This is a genomic window from Sphingomonas sp. GW821-FHT12D09, from assembly GCF_058807215.1.
The window spans coordinates 2137861-2155259 of record NZ_JBXAQL010000001.1; the positions used below are offsets into that span (position 1 = coordinate 2137861).

Annotated in this window: 10 protein-coding genes; 4 read left to right on the top strand and 6 right to left on the bottom strand. The window is 67.5% G+C overall.

Annotation, left to right across the window (positions count from 1 at the left end; all coding sequences use genetic code 11):
- Window positions 1-82: 82 nt before the first annotated feature.
- A complete protein-coding gene (locus tag AC1RPL_RS09740) occupies window positions 83-1258 on the bottom strand; it encodes a glycosyltransferase (protein ID WP_493069043.1) in 1176 nt (391 codons plus the stop codon).
- 175 nt (window positions 1259-1433) lie between these two features.
- Here AC1RPL_RS09740 and AC1RPL_RS09745 point away from each other — a divergent pair, with 175 nt between their 5' ends.
- Window positions 1434-2054, top strand: a complete 621-nt coding sequence (locus AC1RPL_RS09745; protein ID WP_493069044.1) for a TetR/AcrR family transcriptional regulator — start codon at window positions 1434-1436, stop codon at window positions 2052-2054.
- A gap of 3 nt (window positions 2055-2057) precedes the next feature.
- On the opposite strand, the gene AC1RPL_RS09750 is transcribed toward AC1RPL_RS09745, so the two are convergent.
- The gene (locus tag AC1RPL_RS09750; RefSeq protein WP_493069045.1) at window positions 2058-2942 is read right to left on the bottom strand and encodes a diacylglycerol/lipid kinase family protein; all 885 of its coding nucleotides are present in this window, start codon (window positions 2940-2942) and stop codon (window positions 2058-2060) included.
- A 90-nt stretch (window positions 2943-3032) separates the two neighbouring features.
- Between AC1RPL_RS09750 and AC1RPL_RS09755 the strand changes: the two genes are divergently transcribed.
- On the top strand, window positions 3033-3863 hold the full coding sequence (locus AC1RPL_RS09755; RefSeq protein ID WP_493069046.1) for a metallophosphoesterase family protein: 831 nt from the start codon (window positions 3033-3035) through the stop codon (window positions 3861-3863).
- A 33-nt stretch (window positions 3864-3896) separates the two neighbouring features.
- On the opposite strand, the gene AC1RPL_RS09760 is transcribed toward AC1RPL_RS09755, so the two are convergent.
- Complete coding sequence (locus AC1RPL_RS09760; RefSeq protein ID WP_493069047.1) at window positions 3897-4286, bottom strand: DUF3597 family protein; 390 nt, start codon at window positions 4284-4286, stop codon at window positions 3897-3899.
- A gap of 140 nt (window positions 4287-4426) precedes the next feature.
- Here AC1RPL_RS09760 and AC1RPL_RS09765 point away from each other — a divergent pair, with 140 nt between their 5' ends.
- A complete protein-coding gene (locus tag AC1RPL_RS09765; RefSeq protein ID WP_493069048.1) occupies window positions 4427-4984 on the top strand; it encodes a DUF4142 domain-containing protein in 558 nt (185 codons plus the stop codon).
- Between the two features lie 53 nt (window positions 4985-5037).
- On the opposite strand, the gene AC1RPL_RS09770 is transcribed toward AC1RPL_RS09765, so the two are convergent.
- The 3 genes from AC1RPL_RS09770 to AC1RPL_RS09780 form a co-directional block, all read right to left on the bottom strand.
- A complete protein-coding gene (locus tag AC1RPL_RS09770; protein WP_493069049.1) occupies window positions 5038-5481 on the bottom strand; it encodes a hypothetical protein in 444 nt (147 codons plus the stop codon).
- A complete protein-coding gene (locus AC1RPL_RS09775) occupies window positions 5478-5654 on the bottom strand; it encodes a hypothetical protein (RefSeq protein WP_493069050.1) in 177 nt (58 codons plus the stop codon). The genes AC1RPL_RS09770 and AC1RPL_RS09775 overlap by 4 nt, the downstream gene beginning before the upstream one ends.
- 92 nt (window positions 5655-5746) lie before the next feature.
- Window positions 5747-6157 (bottom strand): low affinity iron permease family protein, encoded by a 411-nt coding sequence (locus AC1RPL_RS09780; RefSeq protein ID WP_493069051.1) that lies wholly within the window; start codon window positions 6155-6157, stop codon window positions 5747-5749.
- A 243-nt stretch (window positions 6158-6400) separates the two neighbouring features.
- Between AC1RPL_RS09780 and AC1RPL_RS09785 the strand changes: the two genes are divergently transcribed.
- On the top strand, window positions 6401-17399 hold a 10999-nt coding region (locus AC1RPL_RS09785), incomplete at its 3' end, for a hypothetical protein (protein ID WP_493069052.1).

Consider the following 17399-nt stretch of genomic DNA (forward strand, 5'->3'; position numbering starts at 1 on the left):
CGGGCAGATGCCGATATTCGCAGGGAAGCTCCAACCCGGTAACTTCACACCGCCATGCAACTTCACATCGTCGTGCAGTTTCTCATCGCGCGACGGCGAGCAGCAGATCCTGGACAAGCAATTCCGTCATTTCGGCCCTGGGATAGTCGCCGTAGCGGGCTGCCACCCGGGCGGCGTTCTGGCGCGTGCGATCGCTGCCGGCGGCGCGCAACAACGCCTCGCGCACGGCACCGGCTCCCGCGGAGGCCGCCTGGGAGTGCGCAACTCCTGCAAGGCGCAGGCGATAGGTGAGCAGCAGCGATTCGAGCGTGTCGGGCAGCAGCAATTGGGGCACGCCGGCACCCAGCATGCGCGCAGAGGCGCCATAGCCGCCCCTGCCTACATAAAGCGCCGCCTCGCGCCCCTTCGCAGCAAGATCGATCGGCTCCGCGCTGTAGTGGATATTGGCAGGCAGAGCCTCGGGCGGCGCGCTGGCCGAATGCCACAGGACGGGCCAGCCCAGCGTGCCGAGCGCCCTTGCCACCACCGTGCTGCCCGGCCGGTCGAACGGCAGGTATACGAGCACGCGCGGCCCCTCGCGCTTCGGCCATTCCGGGCAGGCATCGGCATCGATCCCGACCAGCGGTCCATAGTAGAAGCCTGCGGCGCCCGGCCCATAATGGTCGAGTTCGGCCCAAGCGAGCGCATGGAGCGGCGCGCCCGAGAGCAGTTCGCCGAGGCCGGCCAGCATCGGCGCGCCGAAATGGCGGCAGGCTTCGCGCACCGCGATGTCCGCCGGGCGCCGGGCAACCGCCAGTTCTGCGTCCCCGTGCCCGGCCCAGGGCAACAGGCTCGCACCTGCCTCCTGCACGGGCGGCGCCACGAAGGTCGAGCCGATCCGTGCCGCCGGCAACCCGGCCACATGCGCGGCAAGCAGCGAAATCGGCGCATGCTCGGCCAGCAGCGCATCGGGACCAATCCGCTCGAACAGAGCCAGCCACCGCGCGATCAGGGGGATCGCGCCGGCCGCGCTCGCCAACCCGCCCGCTGCGATCACCTGGCCGTAGGTCAGGGTCTCGCCGCCCAGGCTGCGGCCGGCAAAGCGGGGGCTTTGGATCACTGCATCGAAGGCGTCGTGTTCGACCCACCGCGCAGTCTCCGGCGTACGCGCGGCCAGTGTCAGGCGATGGCCACGCCCGCGCAGCGCGCCGCAGATCGGCGCCAGCGTCGCGACATGGCCATAGCCAAGACCCAGCTCCCAGGTGGCCAGCACGTGCATCGATACCTCCGGCGGCGGCTTAGAAGCGAAGCGCCGGCGCGGCGCAGCTCCTATTGCTTCCCACAACCGTGCAATCCGGCGTGCCTGTCGCGGAGCGGGCGGGTTCCATCGCATGCAGGCCGCACGCGGCGGCGCGCTCGCGCATGGCAAATTTCCAGCGTTGAAGAGGGCAGTCATGGCCGTCGCCATCAGTATCTGTGCGCAAGCATCCAATCCGCGCAGCCGGCGGGACAATCGCGAAGCCATCCTGCGCACCGGCTGCGCCTTGTTCGCGCGCCATGGCCTGGCCGGCGTGACCTTCGATGACGTCGGCCGCGAGACCGGATTGACGCGGCGAACGATCTACAATCACTTCGCCAATATCGACGACCTGTTCCTCGCCGCCATCCAGAGCGCGCTGCGTCGATTGGCGCAACAGCTGCCGCCTGCACCACCGGCGGAGCAGACGCTCGTCCCGGCGCTCGATCACTTCGTGCGCGACCTGTTGTGCCTGTTTACCAATTCGCACTTCGTCGAAGTGCACCTCGTGCTTGTCCGGCACGGCACCGACCATCCGGCGCTGCGTCGTTCGTTCGAGCAGCAATTGCTGGGCCCGCTTCGTCGAGCCTATCCGCTCGGCGACGAGGTGACAGATATCGCCGGCGAGACCGTCATGGCGGTGCTCGGCCTGGCCGAAACCGCGCGGATGCTGGGTCACGCCGGCGAGGAAGCGGTGCGCCACGCATTGCCGATCGCGCGCATGATCGCCCATACGCTCGTCCAGTCGCGCCGGACGGGGTTCAGGCAGGCCGCCTGAAGCCTAGGCGGGTGACACCACGTTCAGCCCGCCCGCCTGTATCTCGAATTGCAGCGGCAGCTCCAGGCAGCGCACCTCGCCGTCTAACGCGATCTCGATCGTGTCGGCGTGCCCGTTTACCGTGAGCGAAGGCGCCTCGCCCAGCGTGGCAAAGTCCTTCGCGCCGTCGGCCAGGCCGAAGGCCGCGCGTAGCCCGAACCACAGCAATGCGGGCCTGCTGGCGCGCGACACGGCATAGACCGAGAGCTTGCCGTCGTTCAGCGACTCGCGCGAACCCACGGAGCCTGCGTCGAGCGAGTAGCGATTGTTGCCGACGAACAGGAGCGGCGTGACGACCGGCGCCTCGCCTTGCCCCATATCTATCCTCAGACGGTGATGCCGGAGTCGCGCTATCGCATCCCAGGCGGCCGGCGCCGAGGCGAGCCATTTGGGCCAGCCCCTGCGGTGCCGGATCGCGTCGCGGTCCCGCACCATGAACGGATAAAGGCCGACCGAGGCGTTGTTGACGAACCGCCGGCCATTCACCGCGCCGACATCGACCGGCCTGGCCCGGCCCGTGACCGCGAGCGCTGCAGCCTTGCCGAGATCGGTGGGGATTTCGAGATCGCGTGCGAAGTGATTCAGCGTGCCGAGCGGCAGAAGCGCCAGCTCGACCTTCTGGCCGGTCAGGATCTGGGCAGCCGACGCAACCGTGCCGTCGCCGCCCGCGACGACGATGCGCGGATAGTTCGCCGCCGCCTGCTCGATTGCCTTCTCCAGCGCATCGGCGGCGAGCATCTGGACATCGGCTTGCCCGCCAGCCGCCGTGAAAGCCGCATTCACCCGTTCTTCGAGCGTGTCGCCCGCGGCCTTCGCCGCCCCGCCCTCGCGATTGATCAGAACGGGCAAGCTGGAAATCGTCATAGGTGCGTAACGAACCCTGCGAAGCTTTGTTCAGCGCCCGGGTGAACCCGATACGCCGATGCTCGTTTCGAGGGCATGGCCCGTATCGCACATCTTTCCGACATCCATTTCGGCGCGAATGACCCGGCAGTCGTCGCAGGCACCGAGACATGGCTCGCCGAGCAGCGCCCTGACCTCGTGATCATCTCCGGCGACTTCACCCAGCGCGCACGGATCGCGCAGTTCAAGGAGGCCGCCGCCTATCTCGATCGCCTGCGCGCCGCCGGCCACAAGCTGCTCGTCGTGCCGGGCAACCACGACATCCCGCTATACGACGTCGTCCGGCGCTTCGCCGCGCCGCTGGTCCGCTACCGCCGCTACATCGCGCAGGAGCTGTGCCCCTGGCATGAGGACGACGAAGTCGCGGTACTAGGCCTCAACACGGCGCGCTCGCTGACCTTCAAGGATGGGCGCCTCAACGCAGACCAGATCGGGCGCATCGAGCGCCTTTTCGATGGCGTTCCCGCCACCAAGACGCGCATCCTGGTGACCCATCATCCGCTGTTCGCGATGCCGATCGGATCGGGAAACGAGCTGAGCGAGGCCGTCGGTCGGCACGAACGCGCAGTGAAGGCCGTGTGCGAGGCGGGCGTCCGCATTGCGCTCGCCGGGCATTTCCATCGCACCTATGCCGAAGCGGCACGCAAGATGGTCGAGAAGGCCGGGTCGGCGCTCGTCATCCAGGCCGGAACGGCGACCTCGACGCGATTGCGCAACGACGAGCCGCAGAGCTTCAACTGGATCCACACGCACGGCCTGGACGACATCGAGCTTCAGGTGATCGTGTGGGACGGTGCCGCGTTCCAGCGCGCCAACCATATCCGGTACCGTTACGAGAATGCGGACTGGGTGCGCTCGAAGGCCTGACCTTCGCCGCGCACCCCGCAACCGCAGCGTCGATCAGTTCCGCAGCGAATCCGGAACGACGCCGCCATTTTCGGCGAGCTTGGCCATCACCGCCTTGTGCAGGGCGATATTCTGCTCCGCGCTGCCGTCAGCGCCGGCATGGACGCCGAGTTCCTGGCCGAGCTGCTTGCGGGCATCCAGGCTCGAATCGAGATCGAGCAGCTTCAGCAGGTCGACGATCGAACTCTGATAATTGCCGCCACCATCCTTCATCTTCGCCATTTCGGCGAGCACCGCGCCGACATCGACCGAAGCGGCAGGGGCAGGAGCCGATGCGGCGGGCGCCGCCGCCGGGGCAGGAGAAGCCGGCGCAGCGGGGGCTGGTGCAGGGGCGGCTGCCTTGTGGCCGAAGATCTTGCCCATGATATCGCCGAAGATACTCATTTCCGTCTCCTTTTCGGTGTCGATTACCGGTGTCCTTGCCCGCTAAACGTTGAGGCGCATCAAAGGGTTCGTGCGGAACGGCGCTTGCCGGCGTTCGTTCAGACCAGGGGCTTCGAAGCCCGTCACCAGGAAGGATGCATATGTACCGAGCACGCTGGATCGTCATCGGGGCTTCGGCCCTCGCGCTTGCCGCCTGTGGCCACAAGGACGAGACCACGACCACGGAGACCACCAACACGGTGGTTGCCGAGAACATGACCATGCCCGCCATCGCGCCGAGCCAGCAATTCGCCAACGCAGCGGCTTCGAGCGATGCCTTCGAGATCACGAGCTCGCAGCTGGCTGCAACCCAGTCGCAATCGCCCGCGATCAAGAAGTTCGCGACCATGATGATCAAGGCGCACACCGAATCGACCGCCAAGCTGAAGACCGCGGCGGCCGCGGTTGCGCCGGCAGTTGTCCCCGATCCCACGCTCACCGCGGAGCAGCAGCAGTCGCTGGACTCGCTGAAGCTGCTCAAGGGCGCGGATTTCGACAAGGCCTATGCGGGCGCGCAGGTAGACGCCCACCAGAAGACGCTCGCTGGGCTGAAGCTCTATTCGACCACCGGCGACGTGCCGGTGCTCAAGGGATTCGCCACCAAGCTGCTGCCGACCGTCGCGGCGCATCTCAACATGGCGAAGGCGCTCAAGCCCTGATCGATACCGCCGGCCGCCGCATCGCGCGGCGCGCCGGCTATCCCCTGCCTGTCTTAGCGGCCACTGCGGCGCGCCTTGCCGAGCCGCCGATCATTGCCGGTGGCTGCGGCATGGACAGGCGCTAGCGCACGCCCGCCCGCCATGCTCGCCTGCAGCATGAGCCGGGTGCTTCGCTCCAGCATCCGCGTTGCGATCACCGGGTCGGGCGGCCAACTCGTGCCGAGACGCAGCATGTCGCTCCCTTGCGCGAGCATTTCCTGCTGCATCGCCGCCCAATCCCGGGCGATCGCGCTACCGGCCTCGCCGAATGCGGCCATCTTCTCGGGCACCATTCGGCCGAGTTCGTCGAGGTCCGCAGTCATCGGATTGCGCATCGCGGCGTCGATCGTCCGGCTGCGGTGCCCGACGACGCTGTTGGCGGCGAGCATCGTCTCGGACAATGCCACGCCGTTCGCCCACAGGGAGGCACCAAGCTTCCAGGGGTCCGCCCAGTTCATCGTGCGTCCTTCGCGGAACTCGGGTCGGGCGATCCCGGCTGCTCCGGCGGGATGTCGTCCGGGCCCTCTGCGGGCTTTTCGCTCGAAGTGCCGGTGGGATTGGGCGAGGTGTCGCCCGGCGCGTCACGCGCTTCGCGATCGGGGCCGCCACCGGTCGATGAATCGTTCGCCATGTTCTTTTTCCGCCTTTTCCGATCTTGTGATGTCTGAACAATGCGATGGGGACGGACGTTCCGGGGGCTGGCGACGAAAGCCGCCCCATGGCTCAATAGCGTTTGAGCAGCGTCTCGACCGTGCGCTCGACGGTGCGGTCCTTCGAATTCTCGCTTTCGATATCCTTCTCGAGCGCGTCGCGGATCGCGCCGATCTGGGCATCGGTGAGGTGTTCGATGCCGACGAACTCCACCCGCGCCTTGTCGAGCGCACGCAAGACCTCGTCGAGCTTGGCCTGCATCGCCGCGCCGTCGCGGTTCTGGCTGTTCTGGATCAGGAACACCGCCAGGAAGGTGAGCACCGTCGTCGCGGTGTTCACGATCAGCTGCCAAGTGTCGGAATAGTTGAGGAACGGCCCGCTCGCCGCCCAGACGATAACCAGAAGCGCCGAGACGATGAACGCCAGCGGCTGGCCCATGATGTTCGCGGCGCGGCTAGCGACATTCGTGAAGAAACGATCCATTGCAATGCTCTCCCGATCGGACGGAAAGCCGAACGCTCGGCTTCGGGTTTCGGCACCCGCGACCGGCCGTGCGCGCTTGGGCATGCCGGATCGCCTCCTTCCTGGCACATGGAAACAAGCGCCTGGCACGCTGGTTCAAGGGCTTCGGAGCGAATCTGTTTTAGGCGGCAGCGGTTAGCCTGGAGACGCATCCGCGCGTTTTCTCCCGGCTCCTTCAGTTTCCGGGTCCGGGGGTTTACGACAATGGCGCTTTTTGGTCGCGACGCTCAGGCGTCGAGCGGTTCGTTCGTTCGTAGCAACACGGCTGGCAAGCGTCGGCGCAAGGCGCTCCTCGGCACCACGGCGCTGATCGGCATCGGCCTGGCGCTCCCCGCCGCGGCGCAGACGATCGCCTCGCCCGCGAGCGGCGGCACCATCACTGCGTCCGGCGGCACCCCCACGGTCAACGACCAGACCGCCAGCGGCGGCGGTGTCGCGATCACCAACCTCGCCCAGGCCACCGTACTGACGGTGAACGGCGTGACGATCAACGACACGGCCGGCGCCGCGAACGCGCTGGATGTCCGCGGCTCGACCTCGGGGCTGAACTCGACCGGGGTTACTCTTACCGGCGCCAACAACCTGACCACCACGGTGAGCGGCGGTTCGGCGCTCTATGTGCAGACCAACGCCAATATGGGCGTGGGCTTCACCTCGAGCGGGTCGGTCTTCACCGGTAGCTACGGCATCAACCTCAACGCGCCGAGCGGCTATATCAGCTTCGATTCGACGGGCTACAGCCAGTCGTTCATCGGCAACGGCAGCGCGGTCGCCGGCATCAATGCGATCTCGAGCATCAACGCCGGCATCCAGATCGGCGGATCGTCGATCAGCGGCTTCGCCACCGGCGTCAACGCGTCGAACTATTACGGCACCGGCTTCATCTCGACCGGCGGCTCGATCAACGCCACCAACACCGGCATCCTGCTCAACGCGACGGGTGGCAACAACAGCGTCAACTCGCAGAGCGCGATCACTGCGGTGACCGGCATCAGTTCGACTGCGGCCGGCGATACCACCGGCACTTCCACGATCACGACGAGCGGCACCGGCACGATCAACAGCAGCTCGGCCAATCTCGGCACCGGCATCCATGCGGTCAGCGCGGGCAGGGTTGCGATCACCGTGGGCGCCGCGATCGGCAACGCCACCGCTTTTGCGCGCGGCATCGAGGCACAGGCCAGCGCCACCACCGGCAACGCCATCAACGTCAATGCCAACCTCACTGCCGGCACCGCCGGCGTCTACACCTTTGCCGGCGGCGCGTTCGCTATCACGGTCGCCAACGGCGCGGCCGTCCAGGCGGCGCAGGGCATCTACGACCAGGCGGGTTCGACGGTCGTCAACAACGGCAGCATCGTCTCGAGCGGCACCGGCGTCTCGCTTCTCGCGGGCGGCAGCTTCACCAATAATGGGTCGCTCGCCGGCGGCATCTTGCTCAACGGCACGACGGCAGCGAGTGTCACGCTGGCCAATGGCTCGACGACGACCGGCAACATCGTCTCGAACGGCAGCGGCCTCCATACGATCACGATCGCCGGCGCGCTGACCGGCAATTACGACGCGAGCGCCGGCACGGGGATCGACGCCGTCACGGTCGCGGCGACCGGCTCGATCAGCGGCACCGTGTCGCTAGGCGGCGGCAGCGACAACTTCATCTGGCAGGGCGGCACGCTCGGCGGCGTCGTCGATGGCGGCACCGGCACCAATTATTTCACCGCCCAGCTCGGGGCAGGGAATTCCGCGTCGCTCGACGTCTCGAAAACTCCGACCAACTTCACCCAGCGCACCCTGCAGAGCGGCACGCTAACGCTCACCGGCTCGACGGCAGCCTCGGGCAATTACTGGCAGACCACGACCGATACGACGCTCAATTTCGCCACCACCGCCTTCAATGTCGCGGGCGGCGCCTCCTACGCCGCCAGCGCCTATGGCGGCACCGTGAATGTGCTGGCCGGCGCGACGGTCACCGGCTTGAACAACTTCGCGGCGAGCTTCGGCACCAGCGCAGTTACCTTCAGCAACGCCGGCACGGTCAGCGTCGACGGCAATATCTTCCTGTCCAACGGCGCGCGTATCGACGTGACCAATTCGGGCACGATGACCGCGGCGTCCTATAGCGGTGTGAGCTTCGCCGGCGGGGGCGGCACGCTCACCAATACCGGCACGATTACGGGCGGCAGCTTCATCACCTCCAATCTCGGCGCGGCAGTGAGCGCCACGACTGCCAGCGTGACGATCAACAACAACGGCTCGGGCATCCTTCAGACGAGCACCGGCGGCCCCTATACGGTCGTGCTGGGCACCGGCGGCGGCACGATCACCAACCAGGCGAGCGCGATCATCCGCCAGGTGGCTGCCAACCGGAACGCGGCCATCTATTCCACCGGCATCACGACCATCGCCAATGACGGCACGATCTCGACCGCCGCGACGGGTGCGTTCGATGCGATCACGGTCACCAACCGGCTGACGCTCACCAATAGCGGCAGCATCACCGCTGCAGCCGCCTCGGGCGTGTCCTTCACCGGCGCGAACAGCGCGGTGACCAACAATGGCGGCACGATCACCGGTGGCAGCGACACCAGTTTCGGCTATGGCGTGCAGTCTTCGGGCACCGCTACGGGAACGGTTACCAATAGCGCCGGCCTGATCACCGGCGGCCGCGGCGGCCTGCTGGTGAACAGCACCAGCCTTACCATCGACAACAGCGCGGTCATCCGCGGCACCGACGCGGCGAGCTATGGCATCCGCCAGGCCAACGGCGTGGTTACCGTCAACAATATCGGCGCGACCAGCGTGATCGCCGGCCTGACCAACGGCATCACTGCGCCCGTTTACACCATCACCAAGATCAACAATGCCGGCACGATCGGCACGGGCGCTGTCTCGGGCGGCACCTTCACCGCCGGTGGAACCGGCGATGCGATCAACGTCTACTCCAGCACCATCACCAACAGCGGCACGATCGACGGCGCCGCGGGCGGCATCGTCGCCAGCGCCTATCTGGCCCTGTACAACACCGGCACGATCACCGGCCGCGGCAATTTCGACGGTGTAACCGTCCAGGGCAGCGCGACTATCGTCAACGGCGGCACGATCACCGGCGGCGGCAACGCCGGCATCTACGCGGGCGACGGCACGATCACCAATGCCGCGGCGGGGCATATCATCGGTGCGAGCACCGCGGGCGTCTCGTTCGCCAGTGCCGCCACGTTCGTCAACTACGGGTCCGCGACCAGCACGGGCGGCGTCGGCGTGATTTCCGGCAACGTCCTCGTGAACGTCAATCTGCAGGCAGGCTCGACTACCGGCAGCATCACGCTCGGTACGGGCAACGACACGCTGTCGATCTTCAACGGCCGCGGCACGGCCGGCGCAGCGACCGTGGACAGCACCAGCGGCATCACGCTGCAGAATGCCGGCACGCTCGCCGCCGCGAGCTTCGGCACGGTCGACCTGGGCCTCGGCACCAACACGCTGGCGCTGCTCGGCACCGGCGACGGCACGGCGGCGAACGGCACCGCGGGCATCTACAATCTCGGCTCGATCGGCACGGCCAGCATCCTGACCAAGGGTGACGCGGGCACGTGGACGCTCACCGGCGCCGCCTCGGGTGGGCTCACCACCGGCGTGATCAACGCCAATGGCGGCACGCTGGTGTTCAGCGGCACCGGGCTGACGGGCGGAATCTATCTGCGCTCGGGCGTGATCCGCGCCACGACGACGACGGCGTTCGGCACCGGCACGATCCACGCGATCGACCCGACCATCCAGTTCGGCGCCACTGGCACCTACGCCAACAATATCTCGCTCGAAGTCGCCTCCCCGGCGAGCGGCGATCCGACGATCCTCTCGGCCGATACCGGCGTCACTGCGACGCTGACCGGCCTGATCAGCCGCGGCGCAGGCGATGCGACCCAGTATGTCACGATCGGCGGCAACGGCACGATCGTGCTCGCCAATACCGGCAACAGCTGGACCGGCGTCACCGCGATCAGCGCGGGCGCCACGCTGCAGGGCGCGACCAACACCATCTCGGGCGCTTCGGTCGCCAATGCCGGCACGCTGGCGTTCAACCAGGGCTTCGACGGCAGCTTCGGCGCCAACATCTCGGGCACGGGCGCCCTCGTCGTCACCGAGGGGCCGACCAATGTCCTCACGCTGACCGGCGCCAACACCTATAGCGGCGCGACCAGCGTGATGGCGGGTACGCTCTCCGCAAGCGGCGGCGCCGCGATCGGCGACACCAGCGCGGTCAGCGTCGCCAGCGGCGCGACCCTGAGCCTTGCCAACAGCGAGACGGTCGGCAGCCTGAGCGGTGCCGGCATCACGAACGTGCTCGCCAACGCGCTCACCGTCGGCGGCAACAATGCCTCGACCACGTTCACCGGTGCGATCATCGATACCACGCCGGTCGCCTATATCGGCAGCTGGGTCGTCTCGGACGGTCCGGCATGGTCGACGAACCCGCCGACCTATACCGCGCAGCAGGCCGCGGCTCTGCTCTTCGGCGGCAACGCAAGCGACTATCGTACTTCGACCGCGGGCACGAGCACCGCGACGATCGACGATCTCGCCTGGTACAATGTCTATGGCGGCAGCCCGTCGGCATATGTGCAGGCGTCCGCCACCTACCGCGTCGACAGCAGCACCGCCGGATACAATAACCAGGGCGACACCTCCGCCTATGTCCAGGATCACACCGGCAGCCCGCACACCAACTATGCGTTCACCGGCGGCCTGCATCTGGGCGGCGGGCTGACCAAGACCGGCACCGGCACGCTGACGCTGACCGGCGCCAACACCTATACCGGCCTCACCTCGATCCTGGGCGGCACGCTCGCCATCTCGGGCGGGTCGGCGATTTCGGACGCGGGCGGTGTCAATGTCGGCGCGGGCGCGACCTTCTCGGTGCTGAGCGCCGAGACGATCGCCAGCCTGAACGGCAGCGGCGCCACGACGCTGAGCAACGGCAACCTGACTCTCGCCAATGCGGCGGGTACCTATTCGGGCACGATCACCGGCAACGGTGCGCTGGCGCTCGCCGGCGGCGCGCTGACCCTTGGCGGCGCGGCGACGCAGAGCGGCGGCGTGACGATGGCGGGCGGCACGTCGCTCACCCTGAGCAACACCGGCTCGATCAACGCCAGCGCGGCGAACGGCATCACCAACGCCGCCGGCACGATCAGCGTGACCAATTCCGGCACGATCGCCAGCGGCCCCGGCAATTCGATCGTCGCCAACGCAGGCACGATCACCAACAATGCCGGCGGCACGCTCAACGCGGTCGCCTTCAACGGAACGCCGGTCTCGACCGTCAGCAACTCCGGTACGATCTCGTCGATCGGCGCGACCGGCGGCGGCACGCTTACCGTCACCAACAATGCCGGCGGCCTGGTCGCCCGGACCTTCACTGGCTCGGCGATCGACCTGAGCAACAGCGCGATCAGCCTCACCAATGCCGGCGACATCGTCGGCTATAGCTGGGGCGTGGTCGGCCGCAACGCGGCGGATTCGATCACCAATTCGGGCCGTATCCTCACCGGCACGCTCGCCAGCGGCTATGGCAGCGCCGCGACCATCTTCGGCGGCGAGGCGATTTCGCTCAACGGTGCCGGCGGTTCGGTCACCAACCTCACCAATGGCCTGATCAGCGGCGGGACCTACGGCATCCTCGCCACGGGTGGCGCCAGCATCACCAACCAGGTGAACGGCTTCATCAGTGGCAACATCGCGGGCATCAACGTCGCCGGCGCCACGACGATCAACAATGCCGGCTCGATCACCTCGACAGGCAATTACGCGATCGTCGCGAGCGGCACCGGCACGATCACCAATGGCGGCATCATCTCGGGCACGCTGGGCGGTATCCAGGTCAGCGGCACGTCCGGCACGCTGACCATCAACCTGCAGCAAAATTCGACCACCGGCGCGATCGTGGCCAGCAACAACGGCACGCGCGTGGTGAGCATCGGCGGCAGCCTGGGTGGCTACAGCGCCACCAGCGGCAGCGGCGTAGACAATCTGACGCTCGCTTCGACCGGCTCGGTCACCGGCAATATCCTGCTCGGCCAGGGCAATGACAGCTTCGTCTGGCGGGGCGGCAGCTTCAGCGGCACGATCGACGGCGGCGTGGGCACGGACAGCTTCACCAGCAATCTCGGCGCAGGCGTCAGTGGCTCGCTCGGACTTGCCAGCCTCACCAATTTCGAGACGAATACCGGCCAGTCGGGCAACCTGACCCTCACCGGCAGCCGTAGCGACGGCTCGGGCTGGGCGGTCAGCGGTGGCACGCTTGCGCTGGGCACGGGTGCCGCGCTCACCAGTGTGAGCGGCACGGCGGTTTCCCTGACCGGCGTCAACACCCAGCTGACGGTGGGCAGTGGCGCGACGCTGAGCTCGGCCAGTGGCGCGGCGGTCGCCGCCAGTCAGACCGGCGCGGTTATCGTGAACAACGGGACGATCACCGGCGTGACGAACGCGATCACCGCCGACTACGGCATGACGCTGACGAACACCGGCACGATCAACGGCAACCTCTTGCTGGGAACGACCAGCGACACGGTGACGCTCAACGGCGGCGCAGTGAACGGCGCGATCAGCCTGGGCTACGGCAACGACACGCTCAACTGGAACGGCGGCACCTTCACCTCGGCCGATGGCGGCGCGGGCACCGACGTGTTCAACGTCAACACCGGCGTGGCATCGACGCTAAGCGTCGCCAACCTCACCGGCTTCGAGACGCAGAACCTCCAGTCGAGTAGCCTGACGCTCGTCGGCACGCAGAGCGGCCAGGCGGGCTGGACGCTGGGCACCGGCACCACGCTCAACATCGGCACGGGCGGGTTCGCGAACTGGACGGCCAGCGGCAGCGCCGCGACGCTCAACAGCAGCAACGCCACGGTCAACGTCAACTGGAACAGCACCGTCGGCGGCGAAACCGTGACCATCGCCGGCAATGTCAGCGGCATCGCCGCGACGATCAACAATGACGGCACGATCAACGCAGGTTCGGCCGGTGCGATATCGCTGCAGGGCGCCAGCGGGCAGGTGAACAACACCGGCACGATCACCGCCCTCGCCCCCGCGGACAACTATGCGCTGATCACGCTGGCCGGCCCGAATTCGAGTCTGGTCAGCAGCGGCACGATCACCGGCGTGACCGGTGTAACGGCCAACATCAACGCCGCGGTCAACCTGACCAGCTTCAACGGCATTGTCGACAACCAGGATGGCGGCGAGATCCGCGGCCAGGCCGGCATCGCCATGGGCGGCACGAATGCCCAGGTCACCAACGCCGGCACGATCACCGCGACGATCGGCAACGGCGTGACGCTCAGCCAGGGCGGCAGGCTCATCAACAGCGGCACGATCAGCGGCGGCGGCGATGCCGTGAACGGCTGGGGCGTCGTGGTCGGCAGCGGTGCTGCGACGATCGAGAACAGCGGCACGATCAATGGCGGCAGCGCGGGCGCGATCGCGCTTATCAGCGCCTCGGCGATCTCGGTCAACCTGCAGGCGGGCTCGACCGTCAATGGCGACATCGTCTCGACCGGCAGCGGCAGCCGCGATGTTTATATCTCGGGCGCGCTGAACGGCAGCTATGTCTCGACCGGCGCCGGCATCGACAATCTCGTGCTGATCGCTGGCGGATCGATCACGTCGGCCGATCTCGGCGACGGCGATGACAGCTTCACATATTATGGCGGCACGATCGCCGGCCTGATCGATGGCGGCGCGGGCAACGACACGCTGTTCGCGGACTTCGGCGCGGGCAATAGCGGCTCGGTCAGTCTGGCCAACTTCACCAATTTCGAAGGCCTGGGCCTGCTTTCGGGCGACCTGACCCTTACCGGCCCGAGCACTTCACCGGGCACGGCGATCTATGCCGGCAATGGTGCGCCTTCGGGCGAGATAACCTTTGACGGCACTTCGAACATCACCGGCGACATCTACGTCAATGGCGGCTCGATCCGCGCCGAGAGCGACGGAGCGTTCGGCACCGGTACGATCCACATGATCGACCCGACCGCCACCTTCGGCGCGAGCGGCACCTTCGCCAACAACATCTCGCTCGAAGTCGTGACGCCGTCATCGGCCAACCCATCGACGCTCAACGCCGATGCCGGCGTGATCGCCAGCCTCACCGGCGCGATCACCACCGGCACCGGCACGGGCGTCGATCCGGACCAGGACCTGGTGATCGGCGGCCAGGGCAGGATCATCCTCGGCAATGTCGCGAATAACTGGACCGGCACGACCACGGTCAACCTCGGCGCGACGCTGCAGGGCACCAGCGGCACGATCTCGGGTTCGAGCATCGTCACCAACGGCACGCTGGCCTATGTCCAGCCGGCTTCCGGCACGATCAGCCAGAACATCTCGGGCACCGGTGTAGTCAACGTCTCCGGTCTCGCGACCGGCGAGGCGCTGACCTATGCCGGCACCTCGACCAACGATCAGGGCTTCCAGATCCGCGACGCCTCGACGCTGATCAACACCGGCTCGATGACGACCACGAGCTACGACACGGTGTCGATCGCCAATGGCGGCAGCTTCGTGAACAATGGCAGCGTCACCGGCGCGATCTCCAAGCTGGGCGCAGCCGATGCGGCGGTGAACAACAGTGGCGCGATCTTCGGTGTGCTCTACAATGGCGGCACCGGCCTGCTTGCGGTCGGCAACCAGGCCGGCGGCAGGATCGACGGCGGTTCCGGCGCCGCCCTGATCGGCAATGGCGCGATCCACCTGACCAATGACGGCAACGTCTCGGGCGGCTATGCCGGCGTCTATCTGAACAATGCCGCCACGGTGATCGATAATGGCGGGACCATTATCGGCGGTACGTTCGGCATCGGCGGCTACACGCTGAACGCGGGCAGCACCGGCGTGAGCCTGCTGGCGGGCGGCACGGTCAACAACCAGGCCGGCGGCACGATCGCGGGTGACGGCGTCGGCATCGCATCGAACGGCGCGCTGACCTTGACCAACGCGGTGGGCGGGACGATCATCGGCGCTATCGGCGTCAACGTCACCAGCGGCACCGCCGACATCACCAATGCCGGCACGATCGCCTCGAGCGGCAGCGACTATGCCATCGGGTTCCAGAGCGGCGGCACGATCGCCAATTCGGGCACGATCCAGGGCGGCACCGGCGGCCTCGCGATCGTCAGCAACGCGGCGCTGAGCGTCACCAACCAGGCCGGCGGCACGATCGCCGGCGCCATCCAGAGCGATGGGGCGACGGCGATCGACCTGCAGGCGGGCTCGACCACCACTGGCGCGATCCAGCTGTTCGGCAATGCCGACTCCACCGTCACCATCGCGGGCAGCTATACCGGCAATGTGAACCTGGGCGGCGGCAACGACACGCTGGTCCTGTTCAGCGGTGCGACCATCGGTGCGGGCTCGAGCTTCAACGGCAGCGGCGGCACCGATGCACTGGTGCTGGCCGGTGCGGGCAACGCCACGCTTGACGTCTCGAATATCTCCAACTTCGACAGCCGGACGATGGAAGGCACGGGCGTGTGGACGCTCACCGGCTTCGACGGCTCGAGCAACAACTGGCAGATCGACACCGGCACGATCGCCGTTTCGGGCGGCAGCGCGATCGGCGATGCCAGCACCGTGACGATCGCGGCGCCGGGCACGCTGCAGCTCCTTGGCAACGAGGCAATCGGCGCGCTGGCCGGCGCGGGCAGCGTCGATCTCGGCGCGAACACGCTTGTCCTGGCCGGCACCGGCAGCTTCGACGGCACGATCGGCGGCACCGGCGGCGTGACGATCGCCAATAGCGGCGCGATCACGCTGAACGGCGCCAACAGCTATACCGGCCTCACAGATGTGAGCGGCACGCTCACGCTCGGCGCATCGGACGTGCTGGCGGACGGATCGAGCCTGGCCGTTCGGCAGGGCGGCACGCTGAATCTCGGCGCGAACAGCGATACCGTCGCGACTGCGTCGCTGGCAGGCATTGTCAACGGCTCCGGCACGCTGAGCACCACCGGCAACACCTTCCTGACCGGCGCCACGATCAACGTCAATCTGGCCGGCGGCGCGCTGGTCAATGCTTCGGGCAGCAGCACGCTCAACGGCACTGCGGCGCAGGCCGTTGTTGCCGTCACCGGCGGCATGTTGACGCTTGGCGCATCGAACCGTCTCGCCGACACCGCCACGGTGACGGTGAATGCGGGCGCGACGCTCAATCTGAATGGTGTCAGCGACACGGTCGGCGGCCTGGCGCTGTCCGGCACGCTGAACGGCACCGGCACGCTGACTGCGACCGAATATGACCTGAACGGCGCCACCGTGAACGCCAACCTCGGCACCGGCACGCTGGTCCAGATGGGTGGCAGCTCGACGCTGAGCGGCAAGTCGGCGACCGGGGTGGTGGCGATCAATGCCGGCACGCTGAACCTGGGCGCGTCGAACCGCCTGGCCGACAGTGCGGCGGTCTCGATCGCCTCGGGCGCGTCGCTCAACCTCGGTGCGTTCAACGATACCGTCGGCACCGCTGCGATCTCGGGCAGCCTCAACGGCACGGGCACGCTGGCCGCCAACATCATCCAGCTCGATGGTGCGACGGTGAACGCCAATGTCGCGGGCACGCTGGTCCAGCACAGCGGCGGCTCGACGCTGAACGGCACTGCGACCAGCGTCAATGTCGCGATCGATGGCGGCACGCTGACCCTCGGCGCTTCGGATCGCATCTCCGACACTGCCACGGTCACGATCGCTTCGGGTGCGGCGCTTGCGCTGGGCGGCTATAGCGACACGGTCGGCGTGGTCGGCATCGCCGGCCAGCTTACCGGCAGCGGCACGCTTACGGCGGGCGAGTACCAGCTGACCGGCGCGGTGGTGAATGCGAACCTCGGCACGGGCAACCTGTTCCAGCTCGGTGGCACTTCGGCCCTTGGCGGCACGTCCGCGGCGGCCAATGTGGCGGTCCAGGGCGGCACGCTGGCGCTGGGCGCGGCCAACCGGCTTGCCGATACTGCGGCGGTCTCGATCGCTGCGGGCGCCACGCTCGATCTCGGCAGTTTCAGCGACACGGTGGGCACCGCCGCGATCGGCGGCACGCTCGCGGGCACCGGCACGCTGACTGCCGGCCTCGTCCAGCTCGACGGCGCGGTGGTGAACGCCAATCTCGGCAGCGGCACGCTGACCAACGCCAGCGGCACCTCGGTGCTGAACGGCATTT

What these genes read in the sequence shown, in the direction of transcription:
- AC1RPL_RS09740 (WP_493069043.1), bottom strand. Translation starts at nt 1,258, where the DNA reads ATGCACGTGCTGGCCACCTGGGAGCTGGGTCTTGGCTATGGCCATGTC.
- AC1RPL_RS09745 (WP_493069044.1), top strand. Translation starts at nt 1,434, where the DNA reads ATGGCCGTCGCCATCAGTATCTGTGCGCAAGCATCCAATCCGCGCAGC.
- AC1RPL_RS09755 (WP_493069046.1), top strand. Translation starts at nt 3,033, where the DNA reads ATGGCCCGTATCGCACATCTTTCCGACATCCATTTCGGCGCGAATGAC.
- AC1RPL_RS09760 (WP_493069047.1), bottom strand. Translation starts at nt 4,286, where the DNA reads ATGAGTATCTTCGGCGATATCATGGGCAAGATCTTCGGCCACAAGGCA.
- AC1RPL_RS09765 (WP_493069048.1), top strand. Translation starts at nt 4,427, where the DNA reads ATGTACCGAGCACGCTGGATCGTCATCGGGGCTTCGGCCCTCGCGCTT.
- AC1RPL_RS09770 (WP_493069049.1), bottom strand. Translation starts at nt 5,481, where the DNA reads ATGAACTGGGCGGACCCCTGGAAGCTTGGTGCCTCCCTGTGGGCGAAC.
- AC1RPL_RS09775 (WP_493069050.1), bottom strand. Translation starts at nt 5,654, where the DNA reads ATGGCGAACGATTCATCGACCGGTGGCGGCCCCGATCGCGAAGCGCGT.
- AC1RPL_RS09780 (WP_493069051.1), bottom strand. Translation starts at nt 6,157, where the DNA reads ATGGATCGTTTCTTCACGAATGTCGCTAGCCGCGCCGCGAACATCATG.